The sequence below is a fragment of the Acinetobacter sp. V91_7 genome, from assembly GCF_031799075.1.
GTDB classification, from domain to species: Bacteria; Pseudomonadota; Gammaproteobacteria; order Pseudomonadales; family Moraxellaceae; genus Acinetobacter; species Acinetobacter calcoaceticus.
Genome location: NZ_JAVQNT010000032.1, coordinates 76,373 through 99,208, shown reverse-complemented (window position 1 = coordinate 99,208; position 22,836 = coordinate 76,373). Strand labels below are relative to the sequence as shown.

Sequence of the window (22,836 nt, the reverse complement as noted above, 5' to 3'; positions counted from 1 at the left end):
GGGCTAGAGATAGAGTTTATTCTTCATCATCATATTGGCTGTAATACTCAGGAGAGAGATTACTAAATCGAGTATATTGACCTTCGAAAGCAAGGCGAACTGAACCAATTGGACCGTTACGCTGTTTACCAATAATAATCTCTGCGGTACCAGCTTCTTTCGACTCTTTGTTATAAACCTCATCACGGTAAATAAACATAATTAAGTCGGCATCCTGCTCAATCGCACCAGATTCACGTAAGTCTGACATTACTGGGCGTTTATTTGGTCGGTTTTCCAGACTTCGGTTAAGCTGGGAAAGTGCGATAACAGGGCAGTGCATTTCTTTTGCTAAGGCTTTCAAGCTACGTGAAATTTCTGAAATCTCACCCACACGGTTATCACCCATGCCAGGAACTTTCATGAGCTGTAAATAATCGACCATGATACAGCCGATTTTACCATCATGCATTTTGGCAATGCGTCGAGCACGGGCACGAAGTTCCGTTGGAGGTAGGGCAGATGAGTCATCAATATACAAATGCATTTGTTGAAGCTGCAAAATTGTGCCAGTAACTTTGGTCCATTCATCAGCATCTAAGTTCCCCGAACGTAAATGTCCTTGGTGAACTTTACCCATTGCAGAAATAAGACGCATCGCAATTGAGTCTGCTGGCATCTCCATTGAGAATACCAGAGCGGGTAGCTTGTTATATTGTAGAACGCTTTCAACCAAATTCATGGCGAAAGTGGTTTTACCCATAGATGGACGCGCAGCAACAATAATTAAGTCACCAGCTTGCATACCAGATGTTTTATTATCCAGTTCTAAGAAACCTGTGGTTAAACCAGTAATATTGCCATCTAGTTTTGAAAGCTCATCAAGTTTACTAATTACATCGGCGGTAACAGAACTAATAGATTTAGGACCTGCATCTTTTTTATTGTTATTGTGCTGTTCTGCTAAAGAGAAAATACTGGTTTCTGCTAGATCTAGAATTTCACTAACACCTCGACCTTTTGTGTCATAAGCATTTTGTAAAATTTCAGTACTGACTTTGATCATACTACGAAGTGTAGAGAATTCTTTAATTTTGGTGGCATAAGTTTCCAAGTTGTAGAAACTTGATGGTGAATCAGCCATAAGTTGCATTAAATATTCTTCGCCACCAATAGCATCAAGTAAATTTTGTTTTAAAAGCCAATCGCTAACTAAGACCGCATCATAAGGTGAATTTTCTTGTGCGAGTTTTTCGATTGCACGGTAAATATATTTATGGCGAGTCGCATAGAAATCATTTTCTTTTAACATATCACTAACTTGCTCGAAAGATTCGGCAACTGTCATTAGTGCAGCAAGTACAGCTTGCTCAATGGCTAAATTGTGTGGAGGAGTGCGAAACTCTTTAAGTTGACCTGATTCACTCGTCTTATTTTCTGTTGGAGATGAACGGGTTAAAGAACTGGCATTCGCCTGAGACATAATTGGACCTGATGATAAAGAAAGGTGTACGCAAATAGCCTGTGAGGCCGAGAACTATCTTAAAACAAAATTAAATAAACTACCTAATTAAAAAACCAATTAAACTAAAGAACTGATCAGGAATTAATATATCTTATTTTAAAAATAGGGCACATAAAAAAAGAGCATGCAAAAGCATGCTCTTTTTTTGATGAGAAATTACTCAGATACGATAGTAACGAGAACTTCTGCAACAACATCATGATGCAATTGGATTGCGATGTTGAATTCACCAGTGTGACGAAGCGCGCCATTCGGTAAACGAACTTCTGCACGGTCAACTGTAAGACCAGCATTCGTTAAAGCGTCAGCGATGTCACGAGTACCGATAGAACCGAAGAGTTTACCTTCGTCACCAGCTTTAGCAGTGATAACGATGTTAACTTCATTCAATTGTTCAGCACGTGCTTGAGCAGCAGCTAAAATTTCAGCTTCTTGCTTCTCAAGTTCAGCGCGACGAGCTTCGAAAGCAGCAGTGTTAGCTTCAGTAGCTGCAACTGCTTTACCTTGAGGGATAAGGAAGTTACGGCCGTAACCAGCTTTAACTGATACTTTATCGCCTAATTTACCAAGGTTTTTAATGCGTTGTAATAAGATAACGTCCACAGATCACCTCACTTATGGTTGTCAGTGTACGGAATCAAAGACAAATAGCGAGCTTGTTTGATAGCAAGTGCTAATTGACGTTGATAACGAGCTTTAGTACCAGTGATACGGCTAGGAACAATCTTGCCGTTTTCAGTGATGTACTGTTTTAAAGTGTCGATATCTTTGTAGTCGATGTACACAACATTCTCAGCTGTAAAGCGGCAGAACTTGCGACGACGGTAAAAACGTGCCATTGATGTTCTCCTTATTCAGCTTCGTGAGTAACTTGCTGTGCTTCTTCGCGTTGAGCTTTACGCGCACGCTTTTCTTCAGCACTTTTAGCAAGCAATGACTCTTCAGTGATTGCGTGTTCACGACGGATGATAAGGTTACGAATGATCGCGTCGTTATAACGGAATAATTCTTCTAGCTCATCAAGCGTAGTTTGACCACATTCAACATTCATAAGAATGTAGTGTGCTTTGTGAATTTTGTTAATTGGGTAAGCCAATTGACGACGGCCCCAATCTTCTAAACGGTGAATTTGACCTTCAGCTTCTTTGATCTGAGAGATATAGCGTTCAACCATACCTACAACTTGATCGCTTTGATCTGGGTGTACTAAAAGTACGATTTCGTAATGACGCATTGTCAGCTCCTTACGGTTTAAACAGCCCCTAATAAATAAAAAATTAGAAGCAAGGAGTCATAACTTAATAAGTTATGTCGCAAAATTTGCGAAGGCTGAATTATAGGTAAAAATTCGACTAAAAACAAATTTTTTGATGAGAAAAGTAAAATTTCTTTACTAGAAGGAGGAAATCCTCCCTTATTTAAAAGAGAGGAAGATTTGGAGCAGGGGATTGATAGGTAAAGCTAAAGCTCAAACTTAACAGGGTAATTAATATGACCGAGTAAAGGAAAAAACGTTTAGCCCAAAGTTGGTCATTTTCAGCTTTAAATCCAATAATTGATAAATATAACCAATATGCTGTTAATGCATTAAAGGTTACTAGGAAAAATATATTGGTATAGCCAAAACAATATAAACCATTCAATACGGCTGCAAACAACAGAATATAAATGACACACTCTACTTTCGTGCGATAAATAGAACGTGCAACTGGCAGAATGGGGATTCCCGCATTTTTGTAATCGTCAAAACGATAAATAGCAATTGCCCATGAATGTGGCATTTGCCATAGCGCATAAGCCAAAAACAAAAGTAAGGCGGCTACATCAAAATGATGAGTTACTGCTGTATAACCAATAACAGGAGGACTCGCTCCGGAAATACTACCAATTACGGTTTGATGGATTGAGGTACGTTTTGTCCACAAACTATAAAAACCGACATAGACAATAAAACCAATTATTGCAAACAAGAAAGCGTAAGCATTTACACCGAACCACAAAATACTAAAACCGATAAATCCCAGAACAAATGCATACATAAGTGCAACAGTAGGAGAGATGGTTTTTTTGACCAATGCACGGTTTTGCGTGCGCTGCATTTTGATATCGATATCTTGGTCTATAACATTATTTACAACACAACCAGAAGCAACAACTAAAGTTGTTCCAAGTAAGGTGAGTAGTAATAATAAGATGTCTATAGAGCCTTGGGCGGCTAAGAAAAAGCCGCCCAAGGTGGTAATGAAATTACCGAAGAGAATTCCTGGTTTAGTCAGGAATAGATATTTTTTCAACATGACAATCAGTTTAGATCATCATATTGTAGTGAAGGTAATTCATAATCCACACAGAACCGATTAAAAGTACAGCGATACATAAGATTGTGTAGATGAATGCAATCATATTCCAGCGTTGTTCAGATGATGTATTCATGTGTAGGAAGTACACAAGCTGTACAAGAACCTGAGCAACAGCAGTGATTGCAATTACTGTAACTAAGATGCCACGACTGAAACCACCAGCCATCACCATCCCGAACGGGATGATGGTGAGGATAACAGAAAGGATAAATCCAACAGTGTATTGCTTAAAGTTACCGTGTGACGCACCTGCAGCATTATGGTCATGACTACTCATTAGAGAACTCCCAGTAAGTAAACGACGCTGAATACACAGATCCAAACGATGTCAAGGAAGTGCCAGAACAAGCTTAAGCAAGCTAGACGACGTGTATTCGGTAATGTCAAACCTTTAGTTTTGATTTGATACATCAAGACCAACATCCACACTAAACCAGAAGTTACGTGGATACCGTGTGTACCAACCAAAGTAAAGAACGATGATAAGAATGCACTGTGAGTTGGACCATGACCTTCATGTACAAGGTGATGGAACTCATAAAGTTCCATTCCAATGAACGTTGCACCAAAAAGGAATGTAATAAATAACCAAGTGATGACTTGATTTACATTCTTTTTATAAGATGCAAGTACAGCAAAACCGAAAGTTACCGATGAAATCAATAAGGCAAATGTTTCAGTTAACACGTAACCTAATGAGTCATGGAACAGGTCATATGCACTTGGAGTTCCTGGTGGAATATGACTGCTTAATACAGCGAACGCAATGAAGAGTGATCCGAAAAGAATCAAGTCACTCATCAAGTATGTCCAGAAACCAAAGACCGTTAAGTCGGTATCATCATGTTCATGATGACCATCGTGGCCGTGGTTGTCGTGATGAAGTACTTCAGCCATTTCCTTAGTCCTTCTTCAAGTGTTTTTCAAGTAAAGCATAGCGTTCGTTTTCAATACGCTCAACTTCAGCAGCCGGAACATAGTAATCAACATTCTTAGTGAATGAGCTTACGATCAAGCTAACAACAGCTGAAACGAATGAAACAACAACAAGCCACCAAATATGCCAAATGAGTGCAAAGCCAAGGATCGTAATGAACATTGCAATGACAAAACCAGCAGCACGATCAGTCGGCATGTGGATGTCTTCATATTTAGTGTTACGTGCGTATGCTACACCATTTTCTTTGTCAGTCCAGAAACGGTCAATGCCGCTTGCATCTGGTTCATGCGCAAAGTTATAGAACGGAGCAGGGGAAGAAGTCGCCCATTCAAGCGTACGTGCATCCCATGGATCGCCTGTAAGGTCCATGTTGTCTTTGCGTTGTAAGAAACCAACAATGATTTGCATTAAGAAACATGCAATACCAATCGCAACGAGAACAGCACCAAATAATGCAATTGCAAGGTAAGGATCCCATTCTGGGTTGTCATATGTATTCAAACGACGAGTCATACCCATGAAACCAAGGATATAAAGTGGCATGAATGCAAAATAGAAACCGAAGAACCAGAACCAGAACGCAGCTTTACCCCATGCTTCATTGAGCTTCCAACCAAACATTTTTGGCCAGTAGTAAATGATGCCGGCAAACATACCAAACACCACACCACCGATAATTACGTTATGGAAGTGAGCGATCAAGAATAATGAGTTGTGTACAAGGAAGTCCGCAGGTGGAACAGCCATAAGTACACCAGTTAAACCACCGATACCAAATGTTATAAGGAAGCCAAGCGTCCACAACATTGGAGTAGTAAAGGTGATGCGACCTTTATACATGGTGAATAACCAAGAGAAGATTTTCACACCAGTAGGAATCGCAATAACCATGGTCATGATACCGAAGAACGCGTTAACGTTCGCACCAGCACCCATGGTAAAGAAGTGGTGAAGCCATACAACGAACGCAAGAACAGTAATCGCGATAGTTGCATACACCATAGACTTGTAACCGAACAACGCTTTACGAGAGAAGGTTGCAACGATTTCTGAGTATAGACCAAATGCTGGTAATACTAAGATATATACTTCAGGGTGACCCCATGTCCAGATCAAGTTCACATAAAGCATTGGGCTACCGCCAAGCTCATTTGTGAAGAAATGGAAGCCGAAGTAACGGTCTAGAGTTAACATTGCAAGTGTACCTGTTAATACAGGGAACGATGCAATAATTAATACAGCCGTACAAAGTGAAGTCCACGTAAAAATAGGCATATCCATCAATTTCATGCCAGGTGCACGCATTTTGATGATGGTAACGAAGAAGTTAACACCAGATAAAAGCGTACCTAGACCAGAAACCTGAAGTGCCCAGATATAGTAGTCAACACCTACACCAGGAGAATATTGAATGCCAGACAGAGGAGGGTAAGCCATCCAACCAGTCGCAGCAAATTCACCTAATACAAGTGAAAGCATCATCAAACCAGCAGCACCAGCGAATAACCAGAAGCTTAAAGAGTTCAATAATGGGAATGCAACGTCACGAGCACCAATCTGTAAAGGTACAGAGATGTTCATCATACCAACAACGAGACCCATTGCTACGAAGAAGATCATGATTACACCGTGTGCGGTGAAGATCTGGTCGTAATGGTCTGGATGTAGATAACCTTCGCCGCCGCCTTTAGCGAGGAAAAGTTGTAGACGCATCATAATTGCATCGGCGAAACCACGCAAAAGCATGACCACAGATACAAGAATGTACATGATACCAATTTTTTTATGGTCTACCGTAATAAACCACTCATTCCACAAATATCCCCATTTTTTGAAATAGGTGATACCGCCAAGCACAACAATTGCACCAAGTGCCATAAGGACCATGGTGACAAGCACGATTGGCTCTGTCGGGATAGAGTCCCAACCCAGTTTACCAAAAATCATATCCATGTCTTATTCCCCTTGAGCAGCGTGTTCAGCTGCAGCATGAGTGTCAGCTGTTGCATGCGCAGCAGAGTGGTCAACACCATGATAGTTACTCATATAATGGTTGATAATTGTTTCAAACAATTTTGGTTCAACTGAAGAGTAATAAGTCACAGGGTGTGGCTTAGTCGGGAACGGTTTCATAGCTTCAGCTTTAGCAAGCGCTTCTTCGTCACCAGCAGCTTTAGCACGATTTACTAAATGCTCGATTTGGTGCTTAGAACGATCGCCATCACGTAAGGTTGCTAATTCAGCTTGGTCAAGCGTAGTTTTTTGAACTGCTTCTGGATTAATAGTAGAACCATTACCAGCTTTTACAGCTGCTACCCATTCGTTGAATTGTTGCTCTGTAACACTATGCGCCTTGAAACGCATTTGAGAGAAACCATAACCTGAGTAGTTAGAAGAGAAACCACGATATACGCCAGTTTCATTTGCTAACAAATGAAGGTGAGTTTGCATACCTGCCATTGCGTAAATCTGGCCGCCTAACTGTGGAATGAAGAATGAGTTCATTGTAAAGTTAGAGGTGATTTTAAAGCTTAACGGAGTTTTTTCAGGGAAACGTACTTCGTTAACTGTTGCAATGTTTTGTTCAGGATAAATGAAGATCCACTTAAACTGTTCAGCAACAACTTGAATAGTTAAAGGAGCTTTATCTGATTCTAAAGGACGGTATGGGTCATACTTGTGGGAACCCCACCAAGTTAACCAAGCTAAAATACCAATAATAATGACAGGGATACCCCATACTACAACTTCAATTGTAGTTGAGTGTGCCCATGTAGGTTTATAGTCTGCATCTTTATTTGACGCGCGATATTTCCAACCAAACCATAATGCCATGATGATTGAAGGAATCACCACAAGTAACATTAAATAGATCGCAGTCATCATAAGGTCACTTTGACCTTGACCAACTGGACCTTTAGAGTTTAGAAGTACCATATCACCACCACACCCAGTCAAAAGTGCGGCAAGCGTTGATAAAGACAATACAGCTAAAATCGTTTGTCTCATTTTACAACCTCGGTGAAGAGTCCCATTCCCTAATTAAATATGGGATAGCGATTAAAGTGTCGCATGATTGAGAACGCTAATCCTTAAATTTAGACTTCTCAATTATATGACACCGCTACGTTGTAGGGCATTATGCCTCATATCGACAAACTAAGCTATACATAAAGTAGCCTGAAATAATTGTTTTAAAACCCGATTTTTTTTGTAGGGTATCTAATCTCTATAGAGCTTTTATTTAAATATCAACTCTCTATAGAAAAAAGGAGGCGAGGTGCCTCCTTTTTTTTTAGACCTTAAATGAATGAGTCATTCGCTATCATTTGATCACTTTTGTTCTTGCAATTTTGTCATGTAGCGCTTGTCGCTTTTGCCCTAATGCAAAAGCATAGTCAATAATTGTACTAATAGGCATAAACAGCAAGTTGAGTATGATGAAAACAATACTTCTTAATAAGAAGATGCGAGTTAAATTAACTTTACCATTGCTCTCGGCATCTACAATTTTAATTCCAACAATTTTCTTACCTATACTTTGCCCAAACTTTGTTAAAAGAAAGGCTTGAATTGCAAGCATGATTACGACGTAAACAAGCATAGAATGCCAAGCTTCTATAGGGATTAAAGTGAAAAGCTGGTGTTGTAGTTCTGCTGCTTTAGTTGAAGCAACTTCAGTTGATTGCATTTGTTTTTGCAACTCAAATAATTGCTTATACTGAGATTCATTAAAGAAAAAAGAAGGAATTGCAGCTATTGGTAACCAAAGCAATAAATCAATAATTTTTGCCAAAGCTCGAGATGGAATAGAGGCAAGTTCGTGAATTTTAGGCTCTACACGAATTTGACGAATCGTTTCATTAGGTGAGCTGTTTGTGTTTATGACAGGTGCAGAATAACCGATAGGTTGATATACAAGTTTACCTTGGGTTAATTCTCCTAAAGCTTTCCATTCTGTCATGCCTTCATGCCAAGCTAAATCAGTTAACAAAATCTGTTGGCTAGCCAACATTTGATTTACTTGCTCTAAGGTGTAAGGCCCAGCTTGTTGATTATTACGTGCCAAGTAAATTTGCATAAATAAAAATTCTCTGTTCTAAAGATGAAAAAAGACCCACGGATGGGCCTTTTTTTATAACATATTAGATTTGTTTGATTTTTTCTTCAGCAAGGAAGAACCATGTATCTAAAACTGAGTCTGGGTTAAGAGAAACAGACTCAATACCTTGTTCCATTAACCACTTTGCAAGATCGGGATGATCTGAAGGACCTTGACCACAGATACCTACATATTTACCCGCTTTACGGCAGGCATGGATTGCCATTGAAAGAAGTGCTTTAACTGCTGCATCACGCTCATCGAACAGGTGTGAAACAATACCTGAGTCACGGTCAAGACCTAGTGTTAACTGAGTTAAATCATTCGAACCGATAGAGAAACCATCGAAGTGCTCTAGGAATTGTTCAGCTAACAGGGCGTTAGTTGGTAATTCACACATCATGATTACTTTTAAACCGTTCTCACCACGTCTCAAACCATTTTGTGCTAGTAACTCAATAACGCGTTTTGCTTCAGATACAGTACGTACAAAAGGAATCATGATTTGAATATTGGTTAGACCCATTTCATCACGAGCTTTCTTAAGTGCACGGCATTCTAATTCGAAACAGTCACGGAAGTTATCAGATACATAACGGCTTGCACCACGGAAACCGAGCATTGGGTTTTCTTCTTCAGGCTCGTATAACTTACCGCCAATCAAGTTTGCATATTCATTTGATTTGAAGTCAGACATACGAACAATAACTGGCTTGTCACCGAATGCAGCAGCGAGAGTCGCAATACCTTCAACCAATTTCTCAACATAGAAATCTACAGGTGAAGCATAACCAGCAGTACGAGTCAGAACTGCAGCACGAGTTTCACGAGGTAGGCTATCAATGTTGAGTAGCGCTTTAGGATGCACGCCGATCATACGGTTAATAATGAATTCAAGACGAGCAAGACCAATACCTTCATTTGGAATTTGAGCAAAGTCAAACGCGCGGTCTGGGTTACCTACGTTCATCATAATTTTGAACGAAAGCTTAGGCATAGATTCAATTGAGTTACGTTGAACTTCGAAATCTAAAGCGCCTTCGTAGATGAAGCCAGTATCACCTTCAGCACAAGAAACAGTTACTTCTTGACCATCAGTCAATACTTCTGTTGCATTACCACAACCTACAATAGCAGGTACACCAAGTTCACGAGCAATAATTGCCGCGTGACATGTACGACCACCACGGTTAGTAATAATTGCCGCGGCACGTTTCATTACCGGTTCCCAATCAGGGTCGGTCATATCTGATACAAGAACGTCGCCTTCTTGAACTTTGTCCATTTCTTTAATTGAGCTAATGATGCGGACTTTACCAGAACCAATACGTTGACCAATTGAACGACCTTCACAAAGAACAGTACCTCTTTGTTTAAGAAGATAGCGCTCCATTGTGCCTACATTTTGACGGCTTTTTACCGTTTCAGGACGAGCTTGAACAATATAAATTTGACCATCATCGCCATCTTTCGCCCATTCGATATCCATTGGCGCACCGTAGTGCTGCTCAATAATAAGCGCTTGTTTGGCTAGTTCTTGTAACTCATGATCATTTAAAGCAAATTGTTGGCGCTCTTGTTTCTCAACATCAACAACGACAACAGATTTACCAGCAGAACCTTCTTCACCATAAATCATTTTCTGGTGTTTTGAACCAAGGTTGCGGCGTAAAACTGAATGTCTACCTGCATTTAATAGTGGTTTAGATAAGTAAAATTCATCTGGGTTAACTGCACCCTGTACAACCATTTCACCTAAACCATAAGATGCGGTAATAAATACAACTTCACGGAAACCAGACTCGGTATCAAGTGTAAACATTACACCCGCAGCGCCAGTTTCAGAACGAACCATACGCTGAACGCCTGCAGAAAGTGCAACGACGTCATGGTCAAAACCTTGATGTACACGGTAAGAAATTGCACGGTCATTATATAAAGAAGCAAATACTTCTTTAATCGCAATAAGAACGTTATCAATACCGCGAATATTCAAGAAAGTTTCTTGCTGACCTGCGAATGAAGCATCTGGTAAATCTTCAGCAGTTGCAGATGAACGAACGGCAACCGCGATTTCTGGGTTGCCATTAGAAAGTGTTGTAAAAGCGGCGCGAATTTCTTGTTCTAGGCTTGCAGTGAGTGGAGTCTCTACAATCCATTGACGAATTTTAGCACCTGTTTCTGCAAGAGCATTTACGTCATCAACATTGAGTTGAGCAAGTTCTGCTTGAATTCGAGCGTTAAGACCGCTTTGATCTAAGAACTCACGATAGGCATCAGCAGTAGTTGCAAAACCGCCTGGTACCGATACACCAGCATTTGATAAATGACTGATCATTTCACCCAAAGATGAGTTTTTCCCACCTACGAGTTCGACATCGTGTTTCCCTAATTTTTCTAGACCGATTACGCGCGCTTCCAAAGTTTTCACTCCACTTTTGCAGTATTAATGTCTATCTTGGCATGAAATTATAAAAATAAAGTGCTTAGTTGAGAATTATACTAAGCGACAGTCATGTAAGATCAGTTTACTATAAAGATTATATAGTACTAAGACAAATGTTTAAGGAGAATTTTAATGTCAGAAAGTAAACAATTTAAGCGAAGCGTTTTTTTTATTTCTGATGGAACTGCAATTACGGCAGAGACTCTTGGACATTCGTTATTAGCACAATTTCCCAATGTAGATTTTGATATTCATATCATGCCGTATATTGCAACCGAAGAGGCTGCAATGGAGATTGTAGTCGAGATTAATCGATGTCAAACCAAAGATGGTTGTCTGCCTTTAGTATTTGATACTTTAGTTGATCCGCATGTGCGAGAAATCATTAATACTGCTAAAGCAGTTAATCTTGATGTATTTGAAGGTTTAATCAGTAAATTAGAACAAGAACTAGGTACGCCACCCACCACATTAGTTGGACAGACACATGCCGTGACTGATTCTGAGTCTTATAAGGCCCGTATTGATGCTGTTCATTTTGCGCTTGATAATGATGATGGAGCGCGTACTCGCCATTATGATAAAGCTGATTTAATCTTAATTGGAGTTTCTCGTTCGGGGAAAACGCCGACCTCTATTTACTTATCGCTTCAATTCGGTATTCGTGTTGCAAACTATCCATTAACAGAAGAAGATTTGGATGATAACCGTTTACCAGCAGTACTAAGACCACATCGTAATAAATTGTTTGGTTTAATGATTGATGCTGAGCGATTAGTTGCGATTCGTAGTGAGCGTAAAGCTAATAGTCGGTATGCAAGTTTTAGTCAATGCCAAATGGAACTTAGAGCAATTGAAGGAATCTATATTTCAGAAGGCATTAAATATTTAAACGTGACTGAAATGTCGATTGAAGAAATTTCAACGCGTGTTTTGCAGATGACAGGATTAAAACGTCGTATTGGTTAATTTAATCAACTGCTTATTTTAACCATTCAATTTATATTATTTATTTATGATTAAATTGAATGGTTTTACATATAAAACACGAGAAAAATAAAAGTTTTAAATATAAAACAAAAAGTTATTAAAACGTTTTTATTGGTTATCGACCTGTGGAGTTTTATAATCTAATTGTGAAATAAAATAAGAATATTGAAAAGAAATGTATATGTTTGAACAGATTTAAAAATTCTAATTATTTAATTTTACTAAATATTTTAAAAAAACAATCAAAAAAAATCCATAATTCAAAAATGTTGACTAGGTCACACTATTTTGCTGTTGTGTGATTGTTTATTTATTTTTAATTATACTTTCCCACCTCGATATGGGACTATCCGATTATCAAAATGCTAAAAAAATGTGTTTTTTCATTGGTATACATCTTGCCTCTTAATTTATATGCTGCTCAAGTGGATGAATTGAGAGAGCAGGCTATTCACACTTATAAAACTGGACAAACTCACCAAGCAATATTTCAATTGGATCAATTGCTAAAAACTTATCCGCATGATCAAAAATTGCTAGCTGATTATTTAGTTGTAATGTCAAATGAAAAAAAAGATCTAATAACTTTTTCTCAGCATTTAGCAAATATTAATTCGGTTACTTTTCCACAATATGGACAGTTACCTTTAATACGTAATTTTCGTGATTTTAAACACTTTAAAAATGCGATTGATTGGTCGAATAAATTTAATATTCAAAAAACACTTGATGGACAGATTTTGTTAGCAGTTTTATACGCTGAAGCTCAGGATGTTACAAAAGCCAAAGCACAGTTAGCACAAATTAATAGTAAAAATTTGAAAACTGATCAACTTGTGCAAATAGCTTATGCTTATCGTCTTATCAATTTACCTGTAGATGCTTTATCTGCAATTGAACAAGCATATAAGCAGCAGCCTAAGTCTTTTGCAGTTTTACAAGAATACAGTTATGACTTAGCGGCTGTGGGGGCTTATAACAAGGCACAGCAGTTATTGCTTGGCAGCGATAAAAATGCAGAAATAGAAGCGTTGCAACACTGGCTACAAGTCAGTGAGTTTTCTCAACGTGTAAATAATGCAATTGCTCGCTATAAATATTTAAATCGGGAAGGCATGTCAGATAGTGAAGCTTTTGCTGAGCTGGATGCTGTGTTGAAGCAAGGCGAGCAAATGCAGCCTTTGATTCAACCGTCAGACCCTAATTATTTAAGATTCCATTATGACTATATATATGCGTTAGATTTCCGTGGACGTGCTCGTACGGTCCTGGATCAATTTACTAAATTAAATGTACCTTTAGAAAAACTACCTGCCTATATTCGTCATGCAATAGCTGATAGTTATTTAGCTGAAAGACAGCCACAGCAAGCTGAACTTGCCTTTAAAACCTTGCTTACTGAAAAAAACTATCCAGATATGACGGTATATACTGGACTGTACTATTCATATATTGAACAAGAAAAATATAAACAAGCCGAACAATTTTTGAGTGAGGTTGATCGACTTGTTCCGATGTATAAATATAGTCAGGCAAAAGGGGTAGACAAAACAAGTCATCCCGACCGTGATGACTATATTACTTTACAGGGCATGCACTTAGCTTATGCAAATCATCTTGATCAAGCAGAAAAGCATTTTCAAAAACAAGTAGATCTTGCGCCTGCCAATGAGGGTTTAATTAATAATCTGGCTCGTGTTGAGCGCTGGAGAGATAAACCTCTACAGTCCAAGCAAACTATTTCTCGTTTAAATGGTTTAACACCTGTTGCCAAAGATACTCGAATTAACCAGATGCAAAATGCTCAAGCTTTAGGAGATATTCCAGAATGGCGTAAAAATACTGAAAGTCTTTTGGAATATTACCCTGAAGATGGTGGAGTAATTAAAAGTCGAAAAGAGTTAGATGACCGCAATAGACCGACAATTTCTCACTCAACAACTTGGGGACAAAGTAAGGCAGATAGTAGTAGCGATTCTGTAAGTGGTCAGAATGGTTTAAAAGACCGCGAAATGGAAACTCGTCTTAATAGTCCATGGATCAAAGATAATTATCGTTTATTCGCTTGGCATCAAGATCGTTACGGAGAATATCGTTTTGGTGATGTACATGACCAACGCTATGGTGTTGGGGCTGAGTGGCAAGCAAATCGTAAGGCATTGTCTGCAATTTTGTCGCAAAGTACAGATGGTGGACAAGCAGGTGTTCGTCTCGATTGGTCGCAATGGTTAAACGACCACTGGCAGTATCAATTGCAATATGACAGTCAGGCTAATATTCCATTACAGGCAATTGATGCTGGTGAAGATGGACAAGCTTACCGTGCTGCTTTGACATGGCAAAAAGATGAGTCACGTCAGATTGGGGCGAGTTATGGCCTAACTGATATTAGTGATGGTAATAAACAACAAGAATTTTCGACTTTTTGGCGCGAACGATTATTTGATGCGCCGCACCATATTACCTACGGGACCGTTCGTGGATTTTATGGCAGCAATAGCCAAGATCAGACTGCCTACTTTAGCCCAAGCAATCACTACAGTGCTGAGTTAAATTTAAGTCATGACTGGGTAACTTGGCGAGAATATGAGCGTTCATTTAAGCAGCATTTTGAAGCTGGAGTGGGCCTCTATAAACAAGCAGATTACTCGGCTAGACCAACATACTCTCTGCAATATCAACATCAATGGCAGCTCTCGCGGACTTGGCAGCTCAATTATGGAGTTGGTTGGCAATACCATCCATACGATGGTCATGATGAACAGCATACCTACGGTATTTTCGGATTTGAAGGGCGTTTTTAATGAATAATATGATGTCAAAAATGTTGAGCTGTGTGTTTGCTTCAACATTATTACCCGTACAATTTTCTCATGCCCGCATTGAAACTGAACTACCAAAAAATCATACGGTTTCTTTAACTTTTCATGATGTGCGAGATGATGTGTTAAAGGAAGGTGACCGTGATGTTTATGCGATTCAGACCAATAATCTGGCACAGTTTTTAGATTGGCTGAGTCAATCTGACTGGAAGCCGATTCGTTTAAAAGACATTGAGGAAGCTCGTAAGCAAGGTAAAGAATTGCCTCATAATTCTATTCTACTTACTTTTGATGATGGGGCTTTGAGTAGTTATAGCCGAGTATTTCCATTACTTAAGCAATATCAGATTCCGGCAGTTTTTGCTCTTCCGACAAGTTGGATAAATGGCAATACACAGGCAGGTTATGAAGCATATGGGCAGGGTAACTTGGTGAACTGGGCTCAAGTTCGTGAAATGCAAGCATCTGGTTTAGCTGAGTTTGCAAGCCATAGTGACGATTTACATCATGGCATATTGGCCAATCCTCAAGGCAATGAGCAACCTGCTGCGACTTCGTATGCATATTTAAAATCGCAATCACGTTATGAAACGGATGCAGAATATCAACAACGTATTTTGCAAGATTTGAAGAAATCCTACGCAGCTTTGAAAAAAGAAGTCGGCGTTAATCCTAAAGCAATTATCTGGCCTTATGGCGCCGTGAATGAGCAACTGGAAAAACTAGCGCAGCAGGCAGGCTTTGAGTTTTCTTTCAGTTTGGGTCGTGATGGTATGAATCGGGTGAGTGATTCAACTTTTAAACGAAGCTTGGTTATAAATAACCCTACAGCTGAACAGCTCACTGAAGGCATGTTAAATATTTTAAATTTTGAAGAGTCAGATTTATTTAAACAGCCTCGTCACTTTGTGAGTATGGATTTAAAGCAGTTAGCAGCGCCACAAAACACCCAAACAGATGAAAAATTAGGGCAGTTGTTATCAAAACTGTATAGCTTAAAAAATAATGCCTTAATCTTAAAACCTTTGGAAGATAAAGATGGAGATGGGCAATATGATGTTGCTTATTTCCCTACAGATAAAATGTCTGTTCAACAAGATATTTTAAACCGTAGTTTATGGCAGGCTCAAACTCGTGCGGGTCAAGCGGTAATATTAGAGTTACCTGCTTATCCTCAAAAAGATAAGCCATTTTTAGCAGTAGATTTGGCAAAAGATATTGCACGCTTAAATAGTAATTTAAGTGGTATTCAGCTTAATGCGGGCACATCTTTAAATTGCGAAATGCAAACCGTAACCGCTCAAGAGAATAGTTGTATTGAACAATCAAAACATCTTGCTCAACTCAGCCAACTTACCAAAAAAGCTGTAAAGCCTTATTTAAATATGAGTAACCAAGGGCAGTTTATTTTATTGCTTACTCCTGATTTAGATCATGCAGAAAATCTACCAGCACTTTTAAAAACACTTTTATCGCAACATGATTTGGTCAATTTGAAGTTCGACATGATTGGTAAGAAAAAGCAATTTAATCAGGTGTTAGCACTATTAAATACGCTTAATGAAAAAGATAAGCAAAGAATTATGCTGACTTTAGTGTTGCCAGAAAATGCTTCAAAGACCAATTGGGAAGAAGTACAGCAAGGGCTCTTTTCGATTCAGCGAACAGGGATCCAGAAGTTCGGGATTGATGGCTATAGTTTTGAAAAATCAAAAGATGTACATCAGTATTTATATAATCCACTTAGTTTGAATTATAGCCCTGTCATGTATCAGCCTTTTGCTGGATTAGTAGAGGGGAAAAAGTAATGAGAGTATTACTCGATATTCTATTTGCTTTTGCCTTTTTATATCCTTTACTCATGGCTTGGACATGGATGGTAGGAGGGCTTTGGTTCTTTTTTAAAAGGGAATACCGCGAACAAACGCTTCCCGAACCAACCAGCGAAGGGTGCAGTATCATTATTCCGTGTTTTAACGAAGAAGCTCAGGTGCGACAAACCATTCGTTATGCACTGCAAACTAAATATCCTAATTTTGAAGTGATTGCAGTCAATGATGGAAGTAGTGATAGAACAGCTGAAATCCTTGATGAATTGTCAGCGCAAGATTCACGACTTCGTGTGGTGCACTTAGCAGAAAATCAGGGTAAGGCTGTAGCTTTAAGATCGGGAGTACTGGTCAGTAAATACGAATATCTTGTTTGTATTGATGGGGATGCATTGTTACATCCGCATGCTGTACTTTGGTTAATGCAACCATTTATTAACTTCCCGCGAATTGGTGCTGTAACGGGGAATCCACGAATTTTAAACCGATCAAGTATTTTAGGAAAATTACAGGTTGGCGAATTTTCTTCGATTATTGGTTTAATTAAACGTGCACAGCGTACATATGGTCGTATTTTTACAGTGTCTGGTGTGATTGCCGCATTCCGTAAAACAGCACTTGTTCGAGTCGGGTTTTGGTCAGACGATAAAATTACTGAAGATATTGATATTTCATGGAAGCTACAGCTGGACCATTGGGATATTCAGTATATTCCACAAGCGCTTTGCTATATCTATATGCCCGAGACATTTAAGGGTTTATGGAAACAGCGCCTTCGCTGGGCACAAGGCGGAGTAGAGGTTCTTATAGAATATATTCCACAAATGTTCAAATTGCGCGTACGTCGTATGTGGCCAGTGATGCTTGAGGCGCTAGTCAGTATTATCTGGTCTTATGTGATGATTATGATATTTACTCTGTTTTTTGTGGGATTGTTTGTTGAGTTACCTCTGCAATGGCAGATCAAAACGCTTATGCCACAGTGGTACGGTGTAATATTAGGCGGAACATGTCTGATACAGTTTTTGGTTAGCTTGTGGATTGATCAGCGCTATGACCGTGGACGCTTCTTTAGAAACTATTTTTGGGTAATCTGGTACCCGTTATTTTTCTGGCTGCTTACTTTATTTACTAGTGTTGTGGCGGTACCAAAGACTTTATTTAACACTAAAAAACGTGCCCGTTGGGTGAGCCCAGACCGCGGCTTCCGTGGAGATAACCCATGAAACCTGAGGAAAACAAGGATATAGAGACTTTAGATATCCCCGAATATATTGATCAACCTGAATATGTGAAAAATAAAACAGCAAACTATACATTGCAAACTATTGGGTGGATTTGTTTGATGTGGTTGCTTTTCCCATTGGTTTCACTGTTTTTATGGGTTTTTGAAGGGCACCTAATTTATGATTATGTCTGGGTCGATCATTTATCAGAAGTTAAGACCTTACTTCATTTAGCATTATTAATCGGGATTAGTGCGCTCATTTTAATTTTGTGGGCGAGTTATAACTGGATTAGGTTCAGTGGTGAAGACCGTCGGACTAAAGCACCGAATAGTTCTGTTGAGCTGCTAGCTGCCCAATTTTCGGTCAGTCCCGAGAGTTTGAGTGAATTACAAAAGAAACAACGCATTATTTTGCATTACGATGATCATGGCAATTTGCAAAAATATGAGTAAATGAGAAAAAGCATGGCCTAAAGCCATGCTTTTTATTTTTATGTAGTTATTCTGATAATGATGTCGACGGGTTGCTCTACACCATCCATGCTGTGAATTGATGTATTGGTTACCTTAACAATAGGCCAAGTTTGTAATTTACAGTTAGATTTTTGGAGTGCAGCATAATAACTATCAGATTTAAAAAATACTTTCTTAGTCGTTGCCATATTGGGGGTTAAAAGGCGCTTAAGCCATGTTTCATTTACTTGAGTTTCAAGAAAACGTAATGCCAGAAGACTTTTTACACGATTGTTAAATAATCTCCGGTTTTTAATAATGAGTGGATGCGTAATTAACTTATGTGTGCCCATTTGACTATGGGGCAAAATAAAGTGAGGTGTAATTTGAAATACAGTCACAAATTTTGCTTGTTGGCAGATTTTTTCAAGATGGGTCACAGTATCTTGATTTGTACCAATAATCGCGACAGATGAATGTGAAAAATCAAACTCTTTAATTGAGGTTGACAGAATAACTTGACCAGCAAAGTCTTCAAAATCTTGAGCCGTATTTTGAAAAATTACTGATTTTGAAGCGTTATTTTTAATATTAATACTCATTTTCCAAAAGTCCTTTTGGTTTTTCAATCATGATGTTTTTATCGTTTTAATATAAATAACCAAGCAGGAAGTTGGGGTAAAGTCTTTTCAGATAGATGGTCATCCCATACTCGAAATCAATTCAAGTATGGGAAAATCAAGTCGAGTTTTAATGTTCTGTTTTTACATTCATGAGTTGCGTAAAACTGTCTAGACGCTTCGCTGTATCGTATATATCACATGTAAAAATAAACTCATCAACATCGTATGTCGTTAAAAGTTTTTGTAAACCAGTGCGAACAGTCTCAACCGAGCCAATCTGTGCCATTGCATAGAAGTTTTCAACGGAAAGCTCTTCTGCTGTATTCCAGAGTCCCTGCATTGATTCAACTGGTGGTTTCAGCTTTAAGCTTTCGCCACGAATTAAGCCTAATACACGTTGGTATGCACTTGTTGCTAAAAACTGTGCTTCTTCATCAGTCTCTGCTACAACAACAGGTACACCCATAGAAACGTAAGGTTTATCTAAATAAGCAGAAGGCTCAAAGTTCTCACGATAGAGTTGGATGGCTTGGCCTAGCATACGTGGTGCAAAATGAGATGCAAATGAGTAGGGAAGTCCAAGTTTTGCCGCCAGTTGCGCACTAAAAAGGCTAGACCCAAGTAACCAAACAGGCACATGTGTATTTTGCCCTGGCGTTGCAATAATTTTTTGTCCTGCTTGCGGTACATCAAAATATTTTAGAATTTCGACAACGTCTTTTGGAAATTGATCTTCTGTTTCTTGATGCCCACGACGTAAAGCTCGCATGGTGAGTTGATCTGTACCAGGAGCACGGCCTAAACCCAGTTCAATACGATTTGGATATAAAGTAGCAAGTGTTCCAAATTGTTCTGCGACAACTAAAGGAGCATGGTTAGGAAGCATAATTCCGCCTGAACCTAAGCGAATATGCTGTGTATGTGCTGCAATAAAACCGAGTAAGACAGCCGTAGCAGAGCTCGCAATTCCATCCATGTTGTGATGTTCTGCAAGCCAGAAACGTTCATAACCTAGTTTCTCTGCATGTTGTGCTAATTCTAATGCGTGACGTAATGAAAATTCGATGGTTTTATCATTACGAATAGGAGCAAGTTCCAAAATTGAAAACTTGGTATCTTGAAGTGATCGCATGCGATATTCTCGAATAAGGGTATATCGAAATACTACGATATATAGGGATTAATGTATATCGTTTTTTTTCGATATTGGGTTTTATCTCTCAATAAAAAAGCACCCGAAGGTGCTCTTTTGATTCATATATGAATTAGCGGTTTTTGTACCAGCCGCGATGTAAACCATTGTCATGACGGCGATGACCACCTTTATAGTAACGACGGTCGCCATCGTCATATCTACGATCATCTCGATCATAACGACTACCACGATCATAGCGATCATTGTAGTCACGATCTTCAGAAACTTTACGACCTAGCGCTGAACCACCCGCAGCACCTACCGCAGCACCGATGTAACCACCGTTGGTACCACCCATATTTTTACCGACTGTATAACCAGCACCACCACCTAAAGCACCGCCAATTGCAGCTTCTGTACGATTACGACGATCACTCGCTGCGGCTGCACCACCAGCACCACCTAAAGCAGCACCAATTGTAGCGCCTGTTGTACCACCCATGCTTTTACCAATTGCTGTACCAACCACACTGCCTAACGCAGAGGTTGCAGCAACACGAGTACCATTATCTGCATGTGCAACCGTCACCATAGACGATGTTGCAATTAATGCACTAGCTAACCAAATATTCATTTTCATCTTGCAGCTCCATGTCCTTTTTACTGAAAGGACAGTATTTTTATCTTGAGATAAATGTAATCAAAAATTTCGTGATAATTATGGAGAACCCCAAAGGCGATACGATAGTTTTGTGTCTGTTTGTATTGTTTGTATTAATCTATGGATAAATCATGAGCAAAAGAGAAAAGATGAATATTTGTTGGTCCTAATAAAAAAGCACCCGAAGGTGCTTAGTGACGTTTCATCAAATTTGATTAGTGATGACGACGGTGTTTTTTCTTCCAATGTTTAGAAGATCTGTCAGCATCGCGGTCTTTAGAAATCTTATTACCTAGAGCAGAACCACCCGCAGCACCTAAAGCAGCGCCAACGTAACCACCATTTGTACCGCCCATGCTTCTACCAACGGTATAACCAGCACCACCACCTAAACCACCGCCAATTGCAGATTCTGTACGGTGACGACGGTCACTTGCAACTGCTGCACCACCAGCACCACCTAAAGCAGCACCAATTGTTGCGCCAGATGTACCACCCATGCTTTTACCAATTGCTGTACCAGCTACACTACCTAAAGCAGAAGCGGCTGCTACATGTGTTGTGTTGTCAGCGTGAGCTACAGTAACCATAGAAGTTGCTAAAACAGCGCTACATAACCAAGCATTTAATTTCATTTTCTACTCCGTGTCCTTAGCAGCAGGACGCTATATCTTTTGTTACGGCAAATGTAACAAAACACGTTTCTCAAAATATGGAGAACCATCAATTCATTATTGTAGTTTAGTGTCTGGTTTGTATGTTTTCTATTAAAATAGAATATTTAATACCCATATAAATAAATATGAGTCTCATTTAATTTTAATGAGTTTATTACTGGCGATCTGAACAGAGAAAATTGATCAAAGCTCTTGTGGCAGAAGACATATGTTTATGTTGTGCGTACAGTAAAGAGAAGGGACGAGTGTGGCCTGCATAAGTCTCGAGTAAAGGTTGTAATTTTCCTTGTCGAATTTTTTCATTAACAATAAAGCTATAACTCTGACATATCCCTATTCCACTTTCAGCAAGAGAAACTACGCCTAAAATATCTTCTTTTACTAAAATCCGATTTGTTGGTGTCCACTGAATTTCTTGATCTACATCTTTAAAGAACCATGGAGTGACCTTACCACTGCTAGGTAATTCAAAGGCGATACATTGGTGATGATTTAATTCTTCTAAGCTTTGAGGAATACCCATACGTTTTAAATAATTAGGTGAAGCAACAAGTTGAAGAGGGGCAAGTTCCAGCGGTCTGGCTACAAGAGAGCTATTAGGAAGATGGCCTTGGCGAATAGCTAAATCAAAACCTTCAGCAATTAAATCAACATTGCGATTAGAGATGCTGATTTCAATTTGAATGTCTGGATATTGCAAAAGAAATTTTTCTAATAAGGGTGGTAAACGATAGTGTCCATAAGTTGTAGGAACGCTTAATTTGATTTTTCCAGAAATTTGAAGTTGTTCGCCTTGAATTAGACGCTCTGCATGGTCAATTAACTGAAAAGCATGCTGCATTTTCTCATAATAAAGTTGACCTGCTTCAGTCAGGCTCAGATGACGAGTAGTTCTTCTAAAAAACTGGATACCCAACTTTTTCTCTAGCCGTGTAATTGTTCTACTAATGACTGAAGGCGTTGTGGACAAATGAATTGCAGTTGCACTAATAGAAAGCTTTTCAGCCACAATTAAAAATACTTCAACATCGGCAAGATGGTCAAATTGACGAGACATTTTGTCCTC

General features: G+C 39.1%; 21 protein-coding genes. 5 read left to right on the top strand and 16 right to left on the bottom strand.

The window, feature by feature from the left end; all coding sequences use genetic code 11:
• Positions 1–16: 16 nt before the first annotated feature.
• The 11 genes from dnaB to ppsA form a co-directional block, all read right to left on the bottom strand.
• Positions 17–1,462: a replicative DNA helicase gene (gene dnaB, locus RMB03_RS09155; protein ID WP_005039587.1), complete on the bottom strand. Its 1,446-nt coding sequence runs from the start codon at positions 1,460–1,462 to the stop codon at positions 17–19.
• Between the two features lie 198 nt (positions 1,463–1,660).
• Positions 1,661–2,107 (bottom strand): 50S ribosomal protein L9, encoded by a 447-nt coding sequence (gene rplI, locus RMB03_RS09150; protein ID WP_004700828.1) that lies wholly within the window; start codon positions 2,105–2,107, stop codon positions 1,661–1,663.
• Positions 2,108–2,115: 8 nt separating this feature from the next.
• The gene (rpsR, locus tag RMB03_RS09145) at positions 2,116–2,343 is read right to left on the bottom strand and encodes a 30S ribosomal protein S18 (RefSeq protein WP_004791454.1); all 228 of its coding nucleotides are present in this window, start codon (positions 2,341–2,343) and stop codon (positions 2,116–2,118) included.
• A gap of 11 nt (positions 2,344–2,354) precedes the next feature.
• A complete protein-coding gene (gene rpsF / locus RMB03_RS09140) occupies positions 2,355–2,738 on the bottom strand; it encodes a 30S ribosomal protein S6 (protein WP_003652481.1) in 384 nt (127 codons plus the stop codon).
• A gap of 184 nt (positions 2,739–2,922) precedes the next feature.
• A complete protein-coding gene (gene cyoE / locus RMB03_RS09135; protein WP_311075511.1) occupies positions 2,923–3,801 on the bottom strand; it encodes a heme o synthase in 879 nt (292 codons plus the stop codon).
• Positions 3,802–3,811: 10 nt separating this feature from the next.
• On the bottom strand, positions 3,812–4,141 hold the full coding sequence (locus RMB03_RS09130) for a cytochrome o ubiquinol oxidase subunit IV (RefSeq protein ID WP_005039594.1): 330 nt from the start codon (positions 4,139–4,141) through the stop codon (positions 3,812–3,814).
• Entirely contained in the window at positions 4,141–4,761 is a 621-nt protein-coding gene (cyoC, locus tag RMB03_RS09125) for a cytochrome o ubiquinol oxidase subunit III (protein WP_004643324.1), read from the bottom strand. The genes RMB03_RS09130 and cyoC overlap by 1 nt, the downstream gene beginning before the upstream one ends.
• Positions 4,762–4,765: 4 nt before the next feature.
• Positions 4,766–6,757 (bottom strand): cytochrome o ubiquinol oxidase subunit I, encoded by a 1,992-nt coding sequence (gene cyoB, locus RMB03_RS09120; RefSeq protein ID WP_003652474.1) that lies wholly within the window; start codon positions 6,755–6,757, stop codon positions 4,766–4,768.
• 3 nt (positions 6,758–6,760) lie between these two features.
• Entirely contained in the window at positions 6,761–7,813 is a 1,053-nt protein-coding gene (gene cyoA / locus RMB03_RS09115; protein ID WP_005039597.1) for a ubiquinol oxidase subunit II, read from the bottom strand.
• A gap of 316 nt (positions 7,814–8,129) precedes the next feature.
• Positions 8,130–8,885: an RDD family protein gene (locus tag RMB03_RS09110; RefSeq protein WP_017392069.1), complete on the bottom strand. Its 756-nt coding sequence runs from the start codon at positions 8,883–8,885 to the stop codon at positions 8,130–8,132.
• Positions 8,886–8,949: 64 nt separating this feature from the next.
• Entirely contained in the window at positions 8,950–11,337 is a 2,388-nt protein-coding gene (gene ppsA, locus RMB03_RS09105) for a phosphoenolpyruvate synthase (RefSeq protein WP_171066174.1), read from the bottom strand.
• Between the two features lie 147 nt (positions 11,338–11,484).
• On the opposite strand from ppsA, the gene RMB03_RS09100 reads away from it, so the two are divergent.
• The 5 genes from RMB03_RS09100 (at position 11,485) to pgaD (ending at position 18,674) form a co-directional block, all read left to right on the top strand.
• Entirely contained in the window at positions 11,485–12,321 is an 837-nt protein-coding gene (locus tag RMB03_RS09100; RefSeq protein WP_003652470.1) for a pyruvate, water dikinase regulatory protein, read from the top strand.
• Positions 12,322–12,704: 383 nt separating this feature from the next.
• Positions 12,705–15,146: a poly-beta-1,6 N-acetyl-D-glucosamine export porin PgaA gene (gene pgaA / locus RMB03_RS09095; protein ID WP_311075504.1), complete on the top strand. Its 2,442-nt coding sequence runs from the start codon at positions 12,705–12,707 to the stop codon at positions 15,144–15,146.
• Positions 15,146–16,972: a poly-beta-1,6-N-acetyl-D-glucosamine N-deacetylase PgaB gene (pgaB, locus tag RMB03_RS09090; RefSeq protein ID WP_311075502.1), complete on the top strand. Its 1,827-nt coding sequence runs from the start codon at positions 15,146–15,148 to the stop codon at positions 16,970–16,972. The genes pgaA and pgaB overlap by 1 nt, the downstream gene beginning before the upstream one ends.
• Positions 16,972–18,219, top strand: coding sequence for a poly-beta-1,6-N-acetyl-D-glucosamine synthase (gene pgaC, locus RMB03_RS09085; protein WP_311075500.1), 1,248 nt, complete (start codon positions 16,972–16,974; stop codon positions 18,217–18,219). The genes pgaB and pgaC overlap by 1 nt, the downstream gene beginning before the upstream one ends.
• Entirely contained in the window at positions 18,216–18,674 is a 459-nt protein-coding gene (pgaD, locus tag RMB03_RS09080; RefSeq protein ID WP_311075499.1) for a poly-beta-1,6-N-acetyl-D-glucosamine biosynthesis protein PgaD, read from the top strand. Before pgaC ends, pgaD begins: the two co-directional genes overlap by 4 nt.
• 38 nt (positions 18,675–18,712) lie before the next feature.
• On the opposite strand, the gene RMB03_RS09075 is transcribed toward pgaD, so the two are convergent.
• The 5 genes from RMB03_RS09075 to RMB03_RS09055 all read right to left on the bottom strand — a co-directional run bounded on the left by RMB03_RS09075 (position 18,713) and on the right by RMB03_RS09055 (position 22,827).
• Complete coding sequence (locus RMB03_RS09075) at positions 18,713–19,276, bottom strand: flavoprotein (protein ID WP_311075498.1); 564 nt, start codon at positions 19,274–19,276, stop codon at positions 18,713–18,715.
• Between the two features lie 148 nt (positions 19,277–19,424).
• Positions 19,425–20,429, bottom strand: coding sequence for an LLM class flavin-dependent oxidoreductase (locus tag RMB03_RS09070; protein WP_311075496.1), 1,005 nt, complete (start codon positions 20,427–20,429; stop codon positions 19,425–19,427).
• Between the two features lie 133 nt (positions 20,430–20,562).
• The gene (locus RMB03_RS09065; protein WP_005039624.1) at positions 20,563–21,072 is read right to left on the bottom strand and encodes a hypothetical protein; all 510 of its coding nucleotides are present in this window, start codon (positions 21,070–21,072) and stop codon (positions 20,563–20,565) included.
• 236 nt (positions 21,073–21,308) lie between these two features.
• Positions 21,309–21,728 carry a glycine zipper domain-containing protein gene (locus RMB03_RS09060; RefSeq protein ID WP_005039626.1) on the bottom strand — a complete coding sequence of 140 codons (420 nt, stop codon included), beginning with the start codon at positions 21,726–21,728 and terminating at the stop codon, positions 21,309–21,311.
• Between the two features lie 196 nt (positions 21,729–21,924).
• The gene (locus tag RMB03_RS09055) at positions 21,925–22,827 is read right to left on the bottom strand and encodes a LysR family transcriptional regulator (protein ID WP_311075491.1); all 903 of its coding nucleotides are present in this window, start codon (positions 22,825–22,827) and stop codon (positions 21,925–21,927) included.
• Positions 22,828–22,836: the final 9 nt, after the last annotated feature.